The organism is Variovorax rhizosphaerae, assembly GCF_037889975.1.
GTDB lineage: Bacteria > Pseudomonadota > Gammaproteobacteria > Burkholderiales > Burkholderiaceae_C > Variovorax > Variovorax rhizosphaerae.
This window is the reverse complement of the sequence record NZ_JBBKZT010000021.1, coordinates 48,498-65,880: the sequence shown is the minus strand read 5'-3', so window position 1 is coordinate 65,880 and position 17,383 is coordinate 48,498. Positions and strand designations below refer to the sequence as shown.

12 protein-coding genes are annotated in these 17,383 nt (G+C 65.7%); 11 read left to right on the top strand and 1 reads right to left on the bottom strand.

What is annotated here, in order from left to right; genetic code table 11:
- Nucleotides 1-121: 121 nt before the first annotated feature.
- Nucleotides 122-1,204, top strand: coding sequence for a toll/interleukin-1 receptor domain-containing protein (locus WKW82_RS32085; RefSeq protein ID WP_340346895.1), 1,083 nt, complete (start codon nt 122-124; stop codon nt 1,202-1,204).
- Nucleotides 1,205-1,306: 102 nt separating this feature from the next.
- On the opposite strand, the gene WKW82_RS32080 is transcribed toward WKW82_RS32085, so the two are convergent.
- Nucleotides 1,307-2,206, bottom strand: coding sequence for a LysR family transcriptional regulator (locus tag WKW82_RS32080; protein WP_340346894.1), 900 nt, complete (start codon nt 2,204-2,206; stop codon nt 1,307-1,309).
- Between the two features lie 584 nt (nt 2,207-2,790).
- Here WKW82_RS32080 and nirB point away from each other — a divergent pair.
- The 10 genes from nirB to WKW82_RS32030 all read left to right on the top strand — a co-directional run bounded on the left by nirB (nt 2,791) and on the right by WKW82_RS32030 (nt 17,067).
- Entirely contained in the window at nt 2,791-5,322 is a 2,532-nt protein-coding gene (nirB, locus tag WKW82_RS32075) for a nitrite reductase large subunit NirB (protein WP_340346892.1), read from the top strand.
- Between the two features lie 10 nt (nt 5,323-5,332).
- Nucleotides 5,333-5,674, top strand: coding sequence for a nitrite reductase small subunit NirD (gene nirD, locus WKW82_RS32070; protein WP_340346891.1), 342 nt, complete (start codon nt 5,333-5,335; stop codon nt 5,672-5,674).
- Between the two features lie 33 nt (nt 5,675-5,707).
- A complete protein-coding gene (locus WKW82_RS32065) occupies nt 5,708-6,520 on the top strand; it encodes a formate/nitrite transporter family protein (protein WP_340346889.1) in 813 nt (270 codons plus the stop codon).
- Nucleotides 6,521-6,685: 165 nt separating this feature from the next.
- Nucleotides 6,686-8,404: a bifunctional protein-serine/threonine kinase/phosphatase gene (locus WKW82_RS32060; protein ID WP_340346888.1), complete on the top strand. Its 1,719-nt coding sequence runs from the start codon at nt 6,686-6,688 to the stop codon at nt 8,402-8,404.
- A gap of 142 nt (nt 8,405-8,546) precedes the next feature.
- Nucleotides 8,547-9,443, top strand: a complete 897-nt coding sequence (locus WKW82_RS32055; RefSeq protein ID WP_340346887.1) for a LysR family transcriptional regulator — start codon at nt 8,547-8,549, stop codon at nt 9,441-9,443.
- 318 nt (nt 9,444-9,761) lie between these two features.
- Nucleotides 9,762-10,814: a lactonase family protein gene (locus WKW82_RS32050; RefSeq protein WP_340346948.1), complete on the top strand. Its 1,053-nt coding sequence runs from the start codon at nt 9,762-9,764 to the stop codon at nt 10,812-10,814.
- A 93-nt stretch (nt 10,815-10,907) separates the two neighbouring features.
- Complete coding sequence (locus tag WKW82_RS32045) at nt 10,908-12,221, top strand: MFS transporter (RefSeq protein WP_340346886.1); 1,314 nt, start codon at nt 10,908-10,910, stop codon at nt 12,219-12,221.
- Between the two features lie 10 nt (nt 12,222-12,231).
- Entirely contained in the window at nt 12,232-14,883 is a 2,652-nt protein-coding gene (gene acnA / locus WKW82_RS32040; RefSeq protein WP_340346885.1) for an aconitate hydratase AcnA, read from the top strand.
- 92 nt (nt 14,884-14,975) lie between these two features.
- Nucleotides 14,976-16,061, top strand: a complete 1,086-nt coding sequence (locus WKW82_RS32035) for a Bug family tripartite tricarboxylate transporter substrate binding protein (protein ID WP_340346883.1) — start codon at nt 14,976-14,978, stop codon at nt 16,059-16,061.
- Nucleotides 16,062-16,107: 46 nt separating this feature from the next.
- Nucleotides 16,108-17,067 (top strand): Bug family tripartite tricarboxylate transporter substrate binding protein, encoded by a 960-nt coding sequence (locus tag WKW82_RS32030; RefSeq protein ID WP_340346882.1) that lies wholly within the window; start codon nt 16,108-16,110, stop codon nt 17,065-17,067.
- Nucleotides 17,068-17,383 lie beyond the last annotated feature (316 nt).

Below are 17,383 nucleotides of genomic sequence, written 5' to 3'. Positions count from 1 at the left end.
ATCGATAGTTTTTGAAGATCGATAGATTGCGCTTGGGGTATCAGGTGGCTGGTATCGCCAGCAGACACGCGGAACAATGCATCCCGCCGATCTCTTGGTTCCACACGGAAGGATCCTTGCCATGCCGACGCTATTCATCAGCTACTCCTGGGGCAGTCCCGAGCACCGGTCCTGGGTACGCCGACTGGGGGAGGATCTGCGGCGCAGCGGCGTGACTGTCTGGCTGGATCAATTCGTACTGGACCTCGGCGACGACGTCACTCACTTCATGGACCGGGGCATCAAGGAGGCAGACTTCGTCATGCTCGTCTGCACCGAAGAGTTTGCGCGAAAGACCAATGAGCGACTTGGCGGCGTCGGCTATGAGCAGTCGATCGTGACGGCCGAGATTCTCAACTCGACGCCAGCGCGGGGGCGCTTCTTCTGCGTGGTGCGCCAGGGCATTCCATCGGTGGCCTTGCCGCCCTACATGCAGGCTCGCTTGTGGGTGGATTGTCGCGATGACGGTGCTTACCAGGGCGCGCTCGAACAGATCACCAAGCACCTACTGAAGCGAGCGCAGCCGTCGATCGCGACCACGGTGGCCGTCAAGAACCTGGAATCCGGGCAGCCTGCGCCCTCGACAGCCTATGGCACGCCCGAGCAGTGGGTGCTCGTCGCGGGCACGGGGGCCTCCAGAGGCTTCTCGAAGGAACTCGAGGACCTGTCCGGGGCATTGGGCGCCAAGCTGGCGCCGGCACGGTGCGGCATCGTGACCGGTGGTTGGCCGGGGGTCGATGCGTGGGTCGCTCGCAGCTTCGCGCAAGCCTTGCAAGCGTTGGACGCGCCGCTGGAGGATGCCCTCGTCCAGGTGGTGTTGGAGACGGATGAACCTGCGTTTCCGGCCGGTCAACTTGTCTTCGTGAAGAAGGGGCGCGACGAATATGACGAGCCGGTCCGACGTGCCAGCGTGGTGATCCTGCTTGGGGGCCTCGGCGGAACCAAGGAGATCGGCAAGAGGGCCCTGATGATGAAAAAGCCGGTCCTTCCCATTGCAGACACGGGCGGCGACGCGAAGGCGCTCTATCTGGAGATGCTCAAGAACTGGCCAGCGTTGCACTGGATGGGTCTCGCCGAGAAAGAATTCCAGCGCCTTGGACGGCCCGCTGCCGCCGCCATCGATTCCGCGGTTGAACTTGCGCTCAAGGTTCGCGGCGATGCTTAGTACTTCGTCTGCGGCGTGAGTGCTATCCGAGCGGGTTCAAGGCCGCGGATCCCGGCAAGGATGTGGATGCTGCGTCTTGCTGGGTGCGGGCGTGATCTGTGGCTATCCCGGCGCTCCGTCGGCGTACTTCGCCAGCAGATCGATCAGCCTTTGCGCGGCCGGCGAGATGTAGCCGCTGTCGCGATAGGTCACGACCATGCGGCGGCGCATCGTCGTGGCGGGCAGCTTCACTTCGCGCAGCGCGGCGCCGGATTGTCCAGCTTGCAGGTGCAGCCGCGAGATGAAGCTCAGGAGGCCGGTCTCGCCGATCAAGGAGGGCAGCATCAGCAGCATGGTGCTTTCCACCTGCACCACGGGACGTGCGATGCGGTTGCGGTCGAAGGTCTGGTCGAGCCAGTCGCGGGTCGGCGCACCGGGCGGCTGCAGCACCCATCGATAGGCAGCGAGGTCCTTCAGTCCAGGCTTGGGCTTGTCGAAGATGGGATGCTTGTCGTTCGCGGCGACCACGATCACGTCCTCGGCCAGGTACTGCGAGGCAAAGCCCGATTCGGTCGCGCCCTCGGTGCCGACCATCAGGTCGATGTCGCCCGCGCGCAGCAGCGGCTTCAGCACGTCGACCAGCGCGACGGTGGTGCGCAGGGTGACGCCGGGCGCCTCGCGCATCAGGTCGCGCGCGGCGGGTGGCAGCAGGAATTGTGCGGCGGTCGGCACGATGCCGACCTTGATGTTGCCGGTGAGCCCGCGGCCGATGTCGCCGATCTCGCGCCGCGCGCTCTCCACGTCGAAGCGCGTGCGCTGCGCCCACTTGAGCAGCGCCTTGCCGGCGGCGGTGAGCCGGATGCCGCGGCCGGTCTTCTCGAACAGCGCGGCGCCGCAGGCTTCCTCCAGCCTGCGCACGCAGCTCGTCAAGGCGGGTTGCGTGCGATGAAGGCGCTCCGCTGCGCGCCCCATGTGCTCAAGCTCGGCGATGACTTCGAAGTACTGGAGGTCGCGGAGGTCCAAGAATGCTGCTCCAGGTTTTGGCATGCGGTGATGGGGGACTTCACTTTAAGGCAATGCGCGCAAGGGCCGGACGACGCGTTGCGCAGGAACGGCATCGAGGCGATCGACATGTGAGGCGCCGCCCTTTGACGTGAAAAGACGGCCCCACTGAATTTGTCGGTGCTCGAATTGCCGACCAGCCATGCGATCAACAACGACGCGGCGGCGCCCCTACCATCCGTTGCACGCCGGGAGCTTCAGCGGCGGCGGTCCCACTTCGGTGCGCCTGCCATGCCTGATCGCACCAGATGCGCGCACGCAGGCCGATTCAAGTGGCAGTGGGCGGTCATTTCAGGCATCCAGAGCCGGCACGGATGTTGCTCACTCCCCTGTACTGACCTGCCGGCACCGTTGCCGCAGGGTTCCAGTGCCTCCGCTAATGACGGCGGGATCCGAGCGGACTGACAGCAATGACGCTGGCAGTCCGTCTGTTCCAACCCGATTCGCGTCCGTTCCACGCGGGGGCCCACGGCAGCTGTCGTCCCAGACAGCAGCAGCCAGTGGTCTGCACCCGCACGGCATCGGCTGCGTGTGCAGGATCCGAAATGAAAATCGCAGTGATTGGCCACGGCATGGTGGGCCACAAGTTCCTCGAGCAACTCCACGAGCTCGACGTCGCGCAGGCCGAGGTCACGGTGCTCTGTGAAGAGCCGCGCCCGGCCTATGACCGGGTGCACCTCTCCGAGTTCTTCTCGGGCAAGACGGCGGAAGACCTCTCGCTGGTCGAGCCCGGCTTCTTCGAGCGCAGCGGCTTCACGCTGCGCCTGGCTGCCAAGGCCGTGGCCATCGAGCGCCGCAACAACACCATCACCACCGCCGACGGCGAAGTGGTGCACTACGACAAGCTGGTGCTGGCCACGGGCTCCTCGCCCTTCGTGCCGCCGGTGCCGGGGCGCGACAGGGCCAACTGCTTCGTCTATCGCACCATCGAGGACCTGGAGGCCATGAAGGCCTGCGGCGCGCGCTCCAAGACCGGCGTGGTCGTGGGCGGCGGTCTGCTGGGCCTGGAATGCGCCAAGGCCTTGCGCGACATGGGCCTGGAGACGCACGTGGTCGAGTTCGCGCCGCGCCTGATGGCCGTGCAGGTCGATGAAGGTGGCGGGCGCGCACTGCGCAACAGCATCGAGGCGCTGGGCCTGCATGTTCACACCGGCCGCAACACGGTGGAGATCGTCGACGGTGCGACCGCTCGGCACCGCATGGTGTTCGCCGATGGCACGCACCTGGAGACCGACATGATCGTGTTCTCCGCCGGCATCCGCCCGCGCGACGAGCTGGCGCGCCAGAGCCTGCTGGCTGTGGGCGCGCGCGGCGGCATCGCGGTGGATTCGCATTGCCGCACCAGCGACCGCAACGTCTACGCGATCGGCGAATGCGCGGCGTGGAACGACCAGACCTTCGGGCTTGTCGCACCGGGCTACGACATGGCCCGCGTGGCCGCAAAGCACATCGCCGGGCAGGACGATGCGGCATTCACAGGCGCCGACATGAGCACCAAGCTCAAGCTGATGGGCGTCGACGTGGCCAGCATCGGCGACGCGCACGGCAAGACGCCCAAGTCGCGCGCTTACCAGTACGTCAATGAGCACAAGCAGATCTACAAGAAGATCGTCGTCAGCGAAGATGGCAAGCAACTGTTGGGTGCCGTGCTGGTTGGAGATGCCAGCGAATACGGCAACCTGTTGCAACTGGCGCTCAACGGCATCGCCTTGCCGGAAGACCCGGAGTTCCTGATCCTGCCTTCGAGCGACGGCAAGGCGCGGCCCGGCATAGGCGTGGAAGCGCTGCCCGACACGGCGCAGATCTGCTCTTGCAACAACGTGAGCAAGGGGCAGCTTTGCGCAGCGGTCGGCGAGGGCGCCTGCACCGTGGCCGACCTCAAGGCTTGCACCAAGGCCGGCGCATCGTGCGGCGGCTGCGTGCCGCTGGTCACGCAGGTCATGAAGATGGAGATGAGCAAGCGCGGAATGGCGGTCAACAACCATTTGTGCGAGCACTTCCCCTATTCGCGCCAGGAGTTGTTCCACCTGGTCCGCGTGGGCGAGATCAAAACCTTCGGCGACCTGCTCGCCAGGCACGGCAAGGGCCTTGGCTGCGACATCTGCAAGCCGACTGCCGCCAGCATCTTCGCCTCGTGCTGGAACGACTTCGTGCTCAAGAAGGACCTGGCCAGCCTGCAGGACAGCAACGACTACTTCCTGGGCAACATCCAGAAGGACGGCTCGTACTCGGTGGTGCCGCGCATGCCGGGCGGCGAGGTCTCGGCCGATGGCCTGATCGCGGTGGGGCAGGTCGCGAAGAAGTACGGGCTGTACACCAAGATCACCGGCGGGCAGCGCGTGGACCTGTTCGGTGCGCGCGTCGAGCAACTGCCTGCGATCTGGGAAGAGCTGATTGCCGCAGGCTTCGAGTCGGGGCATGCGTATGGCAAGTCGCTGCGCACGGTCAAGAGTTGCGTCGGCTCGACCTGGTGCCGCTATGGCGTCGACGACAGCATGGGCATGGCGATCGAACTGGAGAACCGCTACAAGGGCCTGCGCACGCCGCACAAGATCAAGTTCGGTGTCTCGGGCTGCACGCGTGAGTGTGCCGAGGCGCAGAGCAAGGACGTGGGCGTGATCGCCACCGAGAAGGGCTGGAATCTCTATGTGTGCGGCAACGGGGGCATGAAGCCGCGCCATGCCGAGCTCATCGCTTCCGACCTGTCGAAGCAAGAACTCATCAAGCTGGTCGATCGCTTCCTGATGTTCTATGTGCGCACGGCCGATCGCCTGCAGCGCACCAGCACCTGGCGCGAAAGCCTGGAGGGTGGGCTCGACTACCTCAAGGGCGTGCTGATCAACGACACGCTGGGCCTCGGCGCCGAACTCGAAGCGCAGATGCAGCACGTCGTAAGCACCTACCAATGCGAGTGGAAGACCGCGGTGAACGATCCGGCCACGCGCCAGCGCTTCCGCTCCTTCGTCAACAGCGAGAAGCCGGACGAGCACATCGTGTTCGTCGAAGAGCGCGGCCAGATCCGGCCGGCGCGCGGTGCGCAGCGCGACCAAACCGCCAACGATCTCGAAACCGCCTGAGGACAGCCCCATGACCACCGAAACCCTTCATTGGACGGCTGTGTGCGCAGCCACCGACATCCTGCCCGACACCGGCGTCTGCGCGCTCGTCGACGGCGTGCATGTCGCGATCTTCAACGTGGCCGGCGCGCAGCAGTTCTTCGCCATCGACAACGTCGATCCGAAGTCCAAGGCCAGCGTGCTGTCGCGCGGCCTGGTCGGCAGCCTGGGCGAGCGCATCGTCGTCGCCTCGCCGCTGTACAAGAACCACTTCGACCTGCGCAGCGGCGAATGCCTCGAAGCGCCTGAGCACTCGGTGCGCGCGCATGCGGTGCGCGTTCACGAAGGCCGCGTGCACGTCGCGCTGTCCTGAATCCTTTTTAATTTCAGATCCCCAAGGAACCCCATGGCCTACCTCGCACCTGCCGAATTCGTCACCAAGATGGTCGACGCCGGCGAATCCAAGCTCCTGATGTCCACGCGCGACACGCTCATCCGCTCTTACATGGCCGGCGCCATCCTTGCGCTGGCGGCTGCCTTCGCCGTGACCATCACCGTCAACACCGGCAACGCGCTGGTCGGCGCGATGCTCTTCCCGGTCGGTTTCATCATGCTGTACCTGATGGGCTTCGATCTGCTGACGGGCGTGTTCACGCTGGCCCCTTTGGCCGTGCTCGACAAGCGCCCCGGCGCCACCTGGAAGGGTGTGATGCGCAACTGGAGCCTGGTGTTCTGCGGCAACTTCGCCGGCGCGCTGACGGTGGCCGTGTTCATGGCCATCATCTTCACCTTCGGCTTCAGCGAGGCGCCCAACGCCATCGGCCAGAAGCTGGGCCACATCGGCGAAGGCCGCACCGTGGGCTATTCGTCGCACGGCGCGGCCGGCATGCTGACGCTGTTCATCCGCGGCGTGATGTGCAACTGGATGGTGTCGACGGGCGTGGTCGCCGCACTGATGTCGACCAGCGTGTCGGGCAAGGCCATCGGCATGTGGATGCCCGTGATGATCTTCTTCTACATGGGCTTCGAACACTCGATCGTCAACATGTTCCTGTTCCCCACCGGCCTGATGCTCGGCGGCAACTTCACACTGATGGACTACCTGATCTGGAACGAGATCCCGACGGTGCTGGGCAACCTGGTTGGTGGGCTGAGCTTCGTGGGCCTCACGCTGTACGCGACGCACTACAAGACGGCCCCGAAGCGCGCCCTCACCTGAAAAGGCGTGAAGCTTTCTACTGCGGCCACCGATCTCGGGTCTGTGGTGCTCACCGCACGGGAGTGCGGTTCCGCTCCTCAACCCGACCTCGGCGCCCTCGCTACGAAATCTTCACGCCTTTTGCGCCATGAGCCATCTGGAAGCGGCTCGCGCAAAGCGCTTCGCGTGACGTTGGGCCAGCACTCGCTGCCCGGTGCCGAGGGGATCAACCAGGACTTCCATGGCGCGATGCTGCCGCAAGGGCTGGCACGCATTTCCAAGGGCATCGCGGTGGCGATTGCCGATGGCATCGGTTCCAGCCGCGTCAGCCAGGTAGCGAGTGCTGCCGCGGTGCGCGGCTTTCTGGACGATTACTACGCCACGTCGGAGGCGTGGTCGGTGCGGCGCGCGGCGCAGCGCGTGCTGGGCGCGACCAACTCCTGGCTGCATGCGCAGACGATGCGCAGCGACGCGCGCTTCGACAAGGACAGCGGCTACGTCTGCACCTTCAGCGCGCTGGTCCTCAAGGGTCGCGACGTGCACATGCTGCACGTCGGCGACTCGCGCATCTACCGGGTGCATGCGCATGCGCTCGAACAGCTCACGGAAGACCACCGAGTCCATCTGTCTTCGGCGGAGTCGTACCTTGGTCGCGCATTGGGCGCGGACTCGCGCGTCGAGATCGACTACGACCATTGGGAAGCCGAAGCCGGCGAGGTCTACCTGCTGGCCACCGATGGCGCGTACACGCACCTCGATGCGGAGGCAGTGCATGCCGCAGTGGCGCAGGCCAGCGGTGACTTCGAGGAAGCGGCACGGCTGCTCGCGACCGGTGCCAAGGCCCGCGGTTCGCAAGACGATGCGACCGTGCAGCTGCTTCGCATCGATGAACTGCCAGCGGTCCATGCACCGCCGTTGCCGATGCAACGCGACAAGCTCGCCATTTCGCCCCCGCTCGCACCGCGTGCCAGCTTCGAAGGCTTCACGCTCGTGCGCGAACTGCAGGTGAGTGCGCGCAGCCACGTGCACCTCGCCGTGGACGACGCCACCGGCCAGCAGGTCGTGCTGAAGCTGCCTTCCGTCGACCTGCGCGATGACGCCGACTACCTCGACCGCTTCATGCTCGAAGAATGGGTGGCGCGCCGCGTCGACAGCCCGCATGTGCTCAAGGCGAGCCCCGTCGACCGGCCGCGCAGCCATCTGTATGTCGCGATGGAATATGTCGACGGCCAGACGCTGGCGCAATGGATGGTCGACCATCCACGTCCCAGCCTGGACAGCGTGCGCGGCATCGTCGAGCAGCTGGCCATGGGACTGCAGGCCTTGCATCGCCGCGAGATGCTGCACCAGGACATCCGGCCGGAGAACGTGATGATCGACCGCGCCGGCACCGTCAAGATCATCGACCTGGCGTCCACGCATGTCGCGGGCCTCGCCGAGGGCACAGGCGAGCGGCGGGCACTCGCCATCGCCGGCACCTTGCAATACACGGCGCCGGAGTACTTCATCGGGCGGGGCGGCACCGTGCGTTCCGAGCTGTTCTCGCTTGCCGTCATCGCGTATCGCATGTTGACCGGCCAACTGCCCTACGGCCTGGACGCCGCGCGCATCCGGTCGCCAGCGGACGTGAACAGGCTGCGCTATGTGCCGGTGCGCCACTTCCGGCCCGAGTTGCCGGCTTGGCTCGATGCGGTGCTGCAGAAGGCGCTGCATCCGGATCCAGTGAAGCGGCAGCAGGCGGTGAGCGAACTGGCGCATGACCTGCGCGCGCCGGGGCCGGAGTTCATGCGCGCCAGGCCGATGCCGCTGATCGAGCGGAACCCGGTGCGCTTCTGGCAGGCGACGACAGTGGTGCTGGCCGTGGCCGTGATCGTCCTGTTCGGGATGCGCGTCGTCGGAGGTTGATGCCCCGCGGGGACCGGGGGTGGCGCAACTCGCGCAGCACAACGACGCAGACTGGGCGCGCCTTCATTCAGCGATGTCGCGTGCCAATGCTCGCAAAAGCCGCACACTGTCGATCCGCAAGCCCGACCCGGACCGAACCATCATGCGCTACGACCTCACCAGCCTCGAGATCTTTGTCGCCGTCGCGGAGACGGCGAACCTGACGCGTGCCGCCGAGCAGCAGCACCTGGCGGTGTCGGCGATCAGCAAGCGCATCACCGAGCTGGAAGGATTGGCCGGTGCGCCGCTGCTGCAGCGCCATGCGCGCGGCGTGAGCCTCACGCCGGCCGGGCAATCGATGCTGCACTACGCGCGGCAGGTGTTCCAGTTGATGCACCGCATGCGTGGCGAATTGAGCGAGTACGCGGGTGGGCTCAAGGGCGTGGTCCGGCTGCATGCCAGCACCTCGGCGCTGGTCGAATTCCTGCCGCCCGAACTGCAGGGCTTCCTGGAGCGCTACCCGATGATCCGCCTGCAGATCGAGGAACGCACCGGCGCGGCGATCGTGCGTGCGGTGGCGGATGGCTCGGCCGACATCGGCATCCTGGGCGATCACACGCCCTTGCGCGGGCTGGCATCGCTCCCGTACCACAGCGATCGCCTGGCGCTGGGCGTGCCGCGCACGCATGCCCTGGCGCGGCGCAAGTCGATGCATTTCGCGGACGCGCTGGGCTGCGATTTCGTCGCGCCGCATGCGGAAAGCTCGCTGTGGGCGCTGATGACCCAGGCCGCGCAGGCGGCGGGCAAGACGATCGAGCCGCGCATCCAGGTCAGCAGCTTCGAATGCATGGGCATGCTGGTCCAGGCCGGGCTGGGCATCGCGTTGCTGCCGGAGCCGGTGCTGGAGGCGCACCAGACGCTCGGTCGCCTGCAGGTGGTCAAGTTGAAGGATGCGTGGGCGGAGCGGCAGATCGTCATGGCGGTGCGGGATCTCGACAGCATGCCCTTCACCACACGCGCCTTGATCGATCACCTGCGCGCGCCTGCCACACCGGGCTGACCTCCCGCGAGCGTTCTCGTTTGACGAACGCTCGCTTGGCAATCATTCAATTTTCAAGAAAGCACTGCCTCCCTAGCATTGGTTCCATGGACTGGATCAGTCCTCGCAGCGTCTGAAAACTCGACGCGATGAACCAGGAGACAAGCAGTGAAACCTTCCACAACGAAGGAAGCCGGCACCGACCGGCGCAACATTCTGAAGGGCACGGCCGCATTGGGCGGCGTGGCTCTTCTCGGGTGGCTTGGCGTGCGCAGCGCATCGCATGCCGCCACCCCGTCACCCGCATCCCCATCTTCCCCATCAGCCAGAGGTCAAGCCATGTACGCCTACGTCGGAAGCCGCACCACGCGCGAACGCAATGCGCGTGGCGACGGCATCAGTGTCTTCCAGGTCGATCCACGCGACGGCTCCTTGCAGCTCGTCCAGCTCGTGAAGGACCTGGTCAACCCGTCCTACCTCGTGCTGAGCCGCGACGGCGAATTCCTCTACACGGTGCACGGCGACGAAACCGAGGTCAGCGCCTTCAAGGTCGACAAGGCCAGCGGGCAACTGCGCTTCATCAACCGGCAGGGCACGCAAGGCAAGAACCCCGTGCACCTGGCGCTGGACCCGACCGGTCGCTTCCTGGTCGTGACCAACCATATCGGCTCCAGCCTCGCCGTACTGCCGGTGGCGGCCGATGGTTCGCTGGGCGCGCTGACGCAGCTCGTGCCGCTGACCGGCGCCATCGGACCGCACCGTGTCGAGCAGAAGCAGGCGAAGCCGCACTTCAACCCCTTCGACCCATCGGGCCGCTTCGTCGTGGTACCGGACAAGGGCCTGGACCGGGTCTTCAGCTTCCGCTTCGAGGGTGGCGTGCTGTCGCCGGCATCGAAGCCCGACGTGGTCGCGCGTGAAGGCGCCGGCCCGCGCCATCTCGCTTTCCACCCGAGCAAGCCTTTCGCGTACGTCGTCAACGAGCTCGACTCGACCGTCACGACCTATCGTTTCAGCGCCGACACCGGTCAACTGGAAGCCCTGCAGATCCTGTCGTCCTTGCCCGCCACCTTCACCGGCAACAGCCGCGCCGCGGGCATCGCCGTCGACCCGAGCGGTCGCACGGTCTACGCATCGAACCGCGGCCACGACAGCATCGCCGTGTTCCGCATCGACCCCGCCAGCGGCATGCTCGCGTTCGAAGGCGCGGACAAGACCGGTGGCCACACGCCGCGCTTCTTCACGCTCGCACCCGACGGGCGCCTCGTCTACGCGCTGAACGAGGACAGCGACACCATCGTCAGCCTTGCCGTCGACGGCTCCACCGGCCGACTCGCGCCCACCGGCCAATCGGTGAAGTGCGGCAGCCCGGTCTGCATGGTCTTTTCAAGCTGACTCATTCCTGCTTGCTGCGCCCAGACAACCAGCGCAGCAGGAACACATTCCCGATTCACAGATTGCCGGCGTTGACCGGTGACGGAGACACGCATGCAAGCCATCGACGAAGTCCGCGAGAAAGCCATCGTCCGCAAGATCACCTGGCGGATCATTCCTTTCGTTTTCCTGCTCTACATCATCTCGTACCTGGACCGGGCCAACATCGGCTACGCGGCCCTGCAGATGAATGCCGAACTCGCGCTGACCAGCGAGGCCTTCGGCTTCATCTCCGGCATCTTCTTCATCGGCTACTTCCTGTTCGAAGTGCCGAGCAACGTGATGCTCAACAAGTACGGCGCACGGGTCTGGATTGCGCGCATCCTGGTCTCATGGGGCGTGCTGGCGACCCTGTCGGCCTTCGTGCAGAACGCGACGCAGCTCTACATCCTGCGCTTCTTGCTCGGCGTGGCGGAGGCGGGCTTCTTCCCGGGCATCATCGTCTACCTCACCTACTGGTTCCGCTCGAAGGAGCTGGCCACGACGGTAGCGCTGTTCACCGCGGCCATTCCGGTGTCGTACATCATCGGCGCGCCGATGAGCACCTGGATCATGGACAACATCCACTGGCTCGACTGGAGCGGCTGGCGCTGGATGCTGTTCCTGGAAGGGCTGCCGGCGGTGATCTTCGGCGTGGTCTGCTTCTTCCGCCTCACCGACAAGCCGCAGGACGCGCGCTTCCTCACGCAGGAAGAAAAGGACTGGCTGCTGGCCGAACTGGAGCGTGACCGCAAGTCGCGCAAGAACGTCAAGCACCTGGGCGTGTTCGAGGCGATGAAGAACCGCAAGGTGCTCTACCTCTCGTTCATCTACTTCGTGTACCAGTGCGGCAGCCTCGGCGTGGGCTACTGGATGCCGCAGATCATCAAGGGCTTGTCGGGCTCGCTGACGCACACGCAGATCGGTCTGATCGCGATGCTGCCCTACATCCTTGCCACCGCGGCGATGGTGGTGTGGTCGCGCCGCTCGGATCGCCTCAACGAGCGCAAGCTGCATTCGGCCATTCCGCTGGGCGTTGCCGCGGCAGCGCTGATGGCGGCCGGCTACACGCAGAACATGGTGCTCGCGGTGGGCTTGATCAGTGTTGCGTTGTCGGGGCTCTATGCCTTCAAGTCGCCGTTCTGGGCCTTGCCGACGCTGTTCCTTTCGCGTTCGACGGCCGCGGTGTCCATCGCGGTGATCAATTCGATCGGCAACCTGGGCGGCTTCGCGGGGCCCTACATGATTGGTGTGGTCAAGGGCACGTCGAGCAGTGCCACCGGTGCGCTGGCCTTCCTCAGCGCGTTGCTGGTGATCGCCTTCCTCATGACGCTCTTCATGCGGGTGCAGTACGACCAGCCCGAGGTCGCCAAGGCCGTGCCGGCTTGAGGTGGCAGCCATGAACCGCACACAAGACTTCCCCGTCGGTCACCTTGACATCGATGGCACCAGCGCCGCGCTGGTCGACATGCCAGCGCTCTTCGGCGACGAACTCCATCGCCTTCCGGTCGTGCTGCGCCTGTTGCTCGAGAACGTGATCCGCAACACGGGCGGCGCCGAGCGGACAGCCGCCGTCGCGGCCCTCTTCGGTTGGCTCGAACGCGGCACCAGCGATGCAGAAATCGCCTTCCAGCCCGGCCGTGTGCTGATGCACGACACGACCAGCACGCCGGCACTGGTGGACATTGCCGCGATGCGCAATGCGCTGGAAGAGGCCGGCGTCGATCCATCGGTGCTGAACCCCGGGCTGCCGGTCGAGGTGTCGGTAGACCACTCGCTCGCCGTCGAGGCCTACGCGCGACCGGATGCGCCGGAGCTGAACCTGAGCCACGAGATTCGCCGCAACGAGGAGCGCTATCGGTTCTTGAAGTGGGCGTCGAAGTCCCTGCGCGGCGTCAACGTCAACCCGCCCGGCACCGGGATCATGCACACCATCAACCTGGAGCAGCTGGCGACCGTCGTCACCACGCAGGAGCGCGACGGGGTGCTGTGGGTCGTGCCCGACATGATGATCGGCACCGACAGCCACACGCCGATGGTCAATGGCATCGGCGTGCTGGGCTGGGGCGTGGGCGGGCTGGAGGCGCAGACGGTGATGTTCGGCATGCCGACCATGCTGCGCATCCCTGAAGTCGTTGGCGTGCGACTCACCGGCGCATTGAAGCCCGGTGCGCTGGCCACCGACCTGGCATTGACGGTGACGCAGCGGCTGCGGGATATCGGCGTCTCCGGCGAGTTCGTCGAGTTCTTCGGGCCGGGCGTGTCGACGTTGAGCGCGGGCGAGCGATCGGTGGTCGCGAACATGGCGCCGGAGTACGGGGCGACCACGGGCTACTTCCCCATCGACGAGCAGACGCTGGACTACCTGAAGTCGACGGGGCGCAGCGCCAAGGCCATCGCACGGGTGGAAGCCTATGCACGGCGTGTCGGCATCTGGTTCGAGCCTGGCGCGGAGCCGCGCTATTCGCGCACGATCGACGTGGACCTGTCTGCGGTGGGCATGCACATTGCCGGGCCCCGGCGGCCGCAGGATCTGCTGGACTATTCGCACGCTCGCGAGACTCTCGCGGCCTTGAACTTCACGCCGAAAGCTGCGGACAAGGACATGCCCCGCTTCCCGGTGGCCATCGCCGCAATCACGAGTTGCACCAACACCTCCGACCCCGCATTGCTGATCGCCGCCGGACTGGTCGCACGCAAGGCGCGACGGCTCGGGCTGAAGGTGCCGCACTGGGTCAAGACGTCGCTCGGCCCGGGTTCGCCGGCCGCTGCGGACTATCTGGCGCGCGCTGGCCTGACGGATGATTTGTCGGCGGTCGGCTTCGACATCGTGGGCTTCGGCTGCACCACCTGCATCGGCAACTCCGGCCAGCTTCCGGAGGTCATTCGCAATGCGATGGCGGCCGCCAGCATCCACCCCGTGGCCGCGCTGTCCGGCAATCGCAACTTCCCGGGCCGCGTGCATCCCGACCTGGACCTGGGCTTCCTGATGTCGCCGCCGCTGGTGATCGCCTTTGCACTCGCTGGCGATGCCGAGCGCGACCTGAGCCGCGAGCCGGTGCAGACCACGCACGAAGGCAAGGCGATCTTCCTCAAGGACCTGTGGCCGACGCGCGAAGAGGTCGCTGCGCATCTCGCGTTGGGCGCGGACCCGGCGGACTTCGGCCGCGCCTTCCGTATCGCCACCCGCAACCCCGCATGGCATGCGCTGCCCGCGCCGGACACCCCACTGTTCCCCTGGGACCCCAAGTCGACCGCGCTGCGTCGTCCGCCTTTTGCGTCGACCACCGAGGGCAGCCAGTTGGGCCGCTACAGCGCGTATCCGCTGCTGGTGGTCGGTGACGACATCACGACCGACCACATCTCGCCGGCCAGCGCCATCCCGCCCGACAGCCTGGTCGCGGACTTCCTCGTGGCCCGCGGCGACGACCGCCACGACCTCAACGTCTTCGCCTCCCGGCGCGGCAACTGGGAGGTGATGATGCGTGCCGCCTTCCACAGCAAGTCGCTGGTCAACCTGCTGAGACCCGGCATGCCCGTGGCCCACACACTGCATGTGCCCAGTGGTGACGTGCAACCGATCTGGGATGTGGCGCAGCGCTATCGCGACGCAGGCGATCCGGTGGTGCTCGTCGCCGGTGAGCGCTATGGCACGGGCTCGTCGCGCGACTGGGCCGCCAAGGGGCAGCGGCTGCTGGGCATCCGCGCGGTGCTGGCGGTCAGCTTCGAGCGCATCCACCGCTCCAACCTCATCGGCATGGGCATTCTTCCGCTGCGCCTGCCCGAATGCGTCACGCCGCAAACGCTGGCCTTGAAGCCGGGCGACCGCATCGAGATCGACGCGAATGCCGCGCGTATCGCACCGCGCTGCGAGATCAGCGTGCGCGTCATCCGGGCCGATGGCCGGGTCGAGCCGCTGCGCGCCATTGCCGCCATCGAAACGCAACTGGAAGCCGCATTGCTGCGCGACGGCGGCGTCATCCCTTCCATCCTGAAAAAGACCATTGCGGAACAGACGGGCAGCACGCCCCAAGCGCCCACGGTTGCTTGACGGTCTCGGAAACCAACTTTACCCATGGCCATGGCCGTCATCGACATCGCGCCCTGTATCCCTCTTTGAACCACAACTTTCCGGAGACTCACATGAATACGAATCGACACAATGCATTGCTCGTTCCGGCCCCGGCAACAGCCGGACATGGTCTTGTTCAGACGGCCGTATCCCGCTCCAACCCCCTGCCGCATCGCCGAAGCCGCGTGATCCTGTCTGCGCTGATTGCGGGTGCAGGTTTGCTGACGGGCGGCATCGCTGCCGCGCAAGACTACCCCGCCAAGACGATCACGATCGTGGTCCCGTTCTCTGCCGGCGGCGGCGTGGACAACATCGCGCGCCTGCTGGCCGAACAGTTGCGCACCACGCTCAAGCAGACGATCGTGATCGACAACAAGCCCGGCGCCAGCGGCATGCTCGGAGCGCAGGCAGTGGTCAAGGCCGCACCCGATGGCTACACGCTTCTGCTCGGGTCGGCCGGTGAGACGGCGATCAACCCATTTGTCTACAAGGGACGCATGCAGTACGCGCCCGAGAAGGACCTGGCGCCGATCACGCTGGTCACGCGTGTGCCGAACGTCCTGGTTGCCAACCCGTCGTTGCCCGTCAAGAACGTCGAAGAGCTCATTGCCTACGCGAAGAAGAACCCGGGCAAGCTGTCGTATGCGACGAGCGGGGTGGGCAACCCGCAGCACCTGAATGGCGAGTTGTTCGCTTCGCTGGCGGGCATCCAGATGAATCACATTCCGTACAAGGGCTCGGCCGGCCAGTTGGTGGACGTGGCCGGCGGCAATGTCGATCTGAGCTTCGTCAGCATGGCCGGCGCCACGCCTTTCATCAAGGGCGGTCGCCTGAAGGCACTCGCCGTCACGTCGGCAAAGCGCGCCAGCTTTGCGCCCGACATACCGACCATCGCCGAATACAAGCCGATGGCCGCTTACAACCTGGACAACTGGTTCGGCTTGTTCGCGCCCGCCAAGACGCCAGCCGACGTGCAACAGAAGCTCAACGCCGCCGTGACGCAGGCACTCCGCGACCCCGCCCTGGCAAAGAAGTTGAACGACCAGGGCGGCGAGCCGGCGCCAATGACCATCGACCAGTTCCGCGCCTTCATCAAGGCCGAGTCGGTGCAGTACGGGCGCATCGTGGAAGCCGCAAAGATCACCCCCGAAAACTGAGAAGCCGACCAGCGCTCTCTTTCACCCATCAACCCAAGGAACCACCATGCGTCGCAGCACATTCCTGAGAACCCTCGCAGCGCTATCGGCCACCGGCGCGCTCCCTTTTTCAGCCTGGGCAGCCGCCGACATCAAGACGATGATCCCTGCCAACCCCGGAGGTGGTTGGGACGCCACCGGTCGCGCACTTGGCAAGGCACTGCAGGAGGCAGGGGTCGCCTCGTCGGTGAGCTACGACAACAAGGGTGGGGCTTCCGGCACCATCGGTCTGGCGCAGTTCGTCAACAGCAGCAAGCGCGATCCGAACGCGATCATCATGACGGGCGCGACGATGGTGGGTGGCATCATTGCCAGCAAGCAGGCGTCCCAGTTGCAGGCTGCCACGCCGCTGGTCCGGCTCATGAGCGAGTACCAGGTGTTCGTGCTGCCAACCTCCTCACCGTTCAAGACGATGAAGGACGTGGTCGAGCAGATGAAGAAGGACCCCGGCAGCGTGAAGTGGGGCGGCGGCTCGCGCGGTACGACCGAGCACATCGCTGCGGTGATGATTGCGCGGGAGGCTGGAGTCGATCCCACCAAGGTCAACTACGTGGCCTTCCGCGGCGGCGGCGAAGCAGTGTCCTCGATCCTCGGTGGCAACGTCACGGTGGGCGGCAGCGGCTACACCGAATTCGGCGAGTACATCAAGGCCGGCAAGATGAGGGCCATCGCGGTGACTTCCGATACTCGCCTCAAGGGCATCGACGCGCCGACGCTGAAGGAGCAAGGCCTGAACGTCGTGATCGGGAACTGGCGCGGCGTACACGGCGCTCCCGACATCACCCCAGACCAGCGCAAGGCACTGATAGACGGCATCGTGAAGGCGACCAAGACGCGCGCTTGGCAGCAGGCCGTGGAGCAGAACGGCTGGACACCGGCCTTGCTGACCGGGGACGAGTTCGGAAAGTTTGTCGAAGACGAATTTGCGAGCCTGCGTGCGACCATGGCCAAAGCTGGAATGATCTGAAGCGCAGGGCTTCCGAGGTCCACCGATCGCAGGTCCGGAAGGCAACGTTGCGAAGCGCCAATGGCATGTTCGTGATGCCCACGCGCACAACGAGCCCATCAAACGCCTGCATCAGTGGCATTTCCCCCGCGCCTGCGTCCCACACATCCAACGTTGACCAGGTCGAGCCGCTGCGCGCCATCGCTGCCATCGAAACGCAACTGGAAGCCAGGCTGCTGCGCGACGGCGGCGTGATCCCTTCCATCCTGAAAAAGACCATTGCGGAACAGACGGGGCGCATGCCGCGACTGCCCGTGCTTGACCCACCCATTCCGAA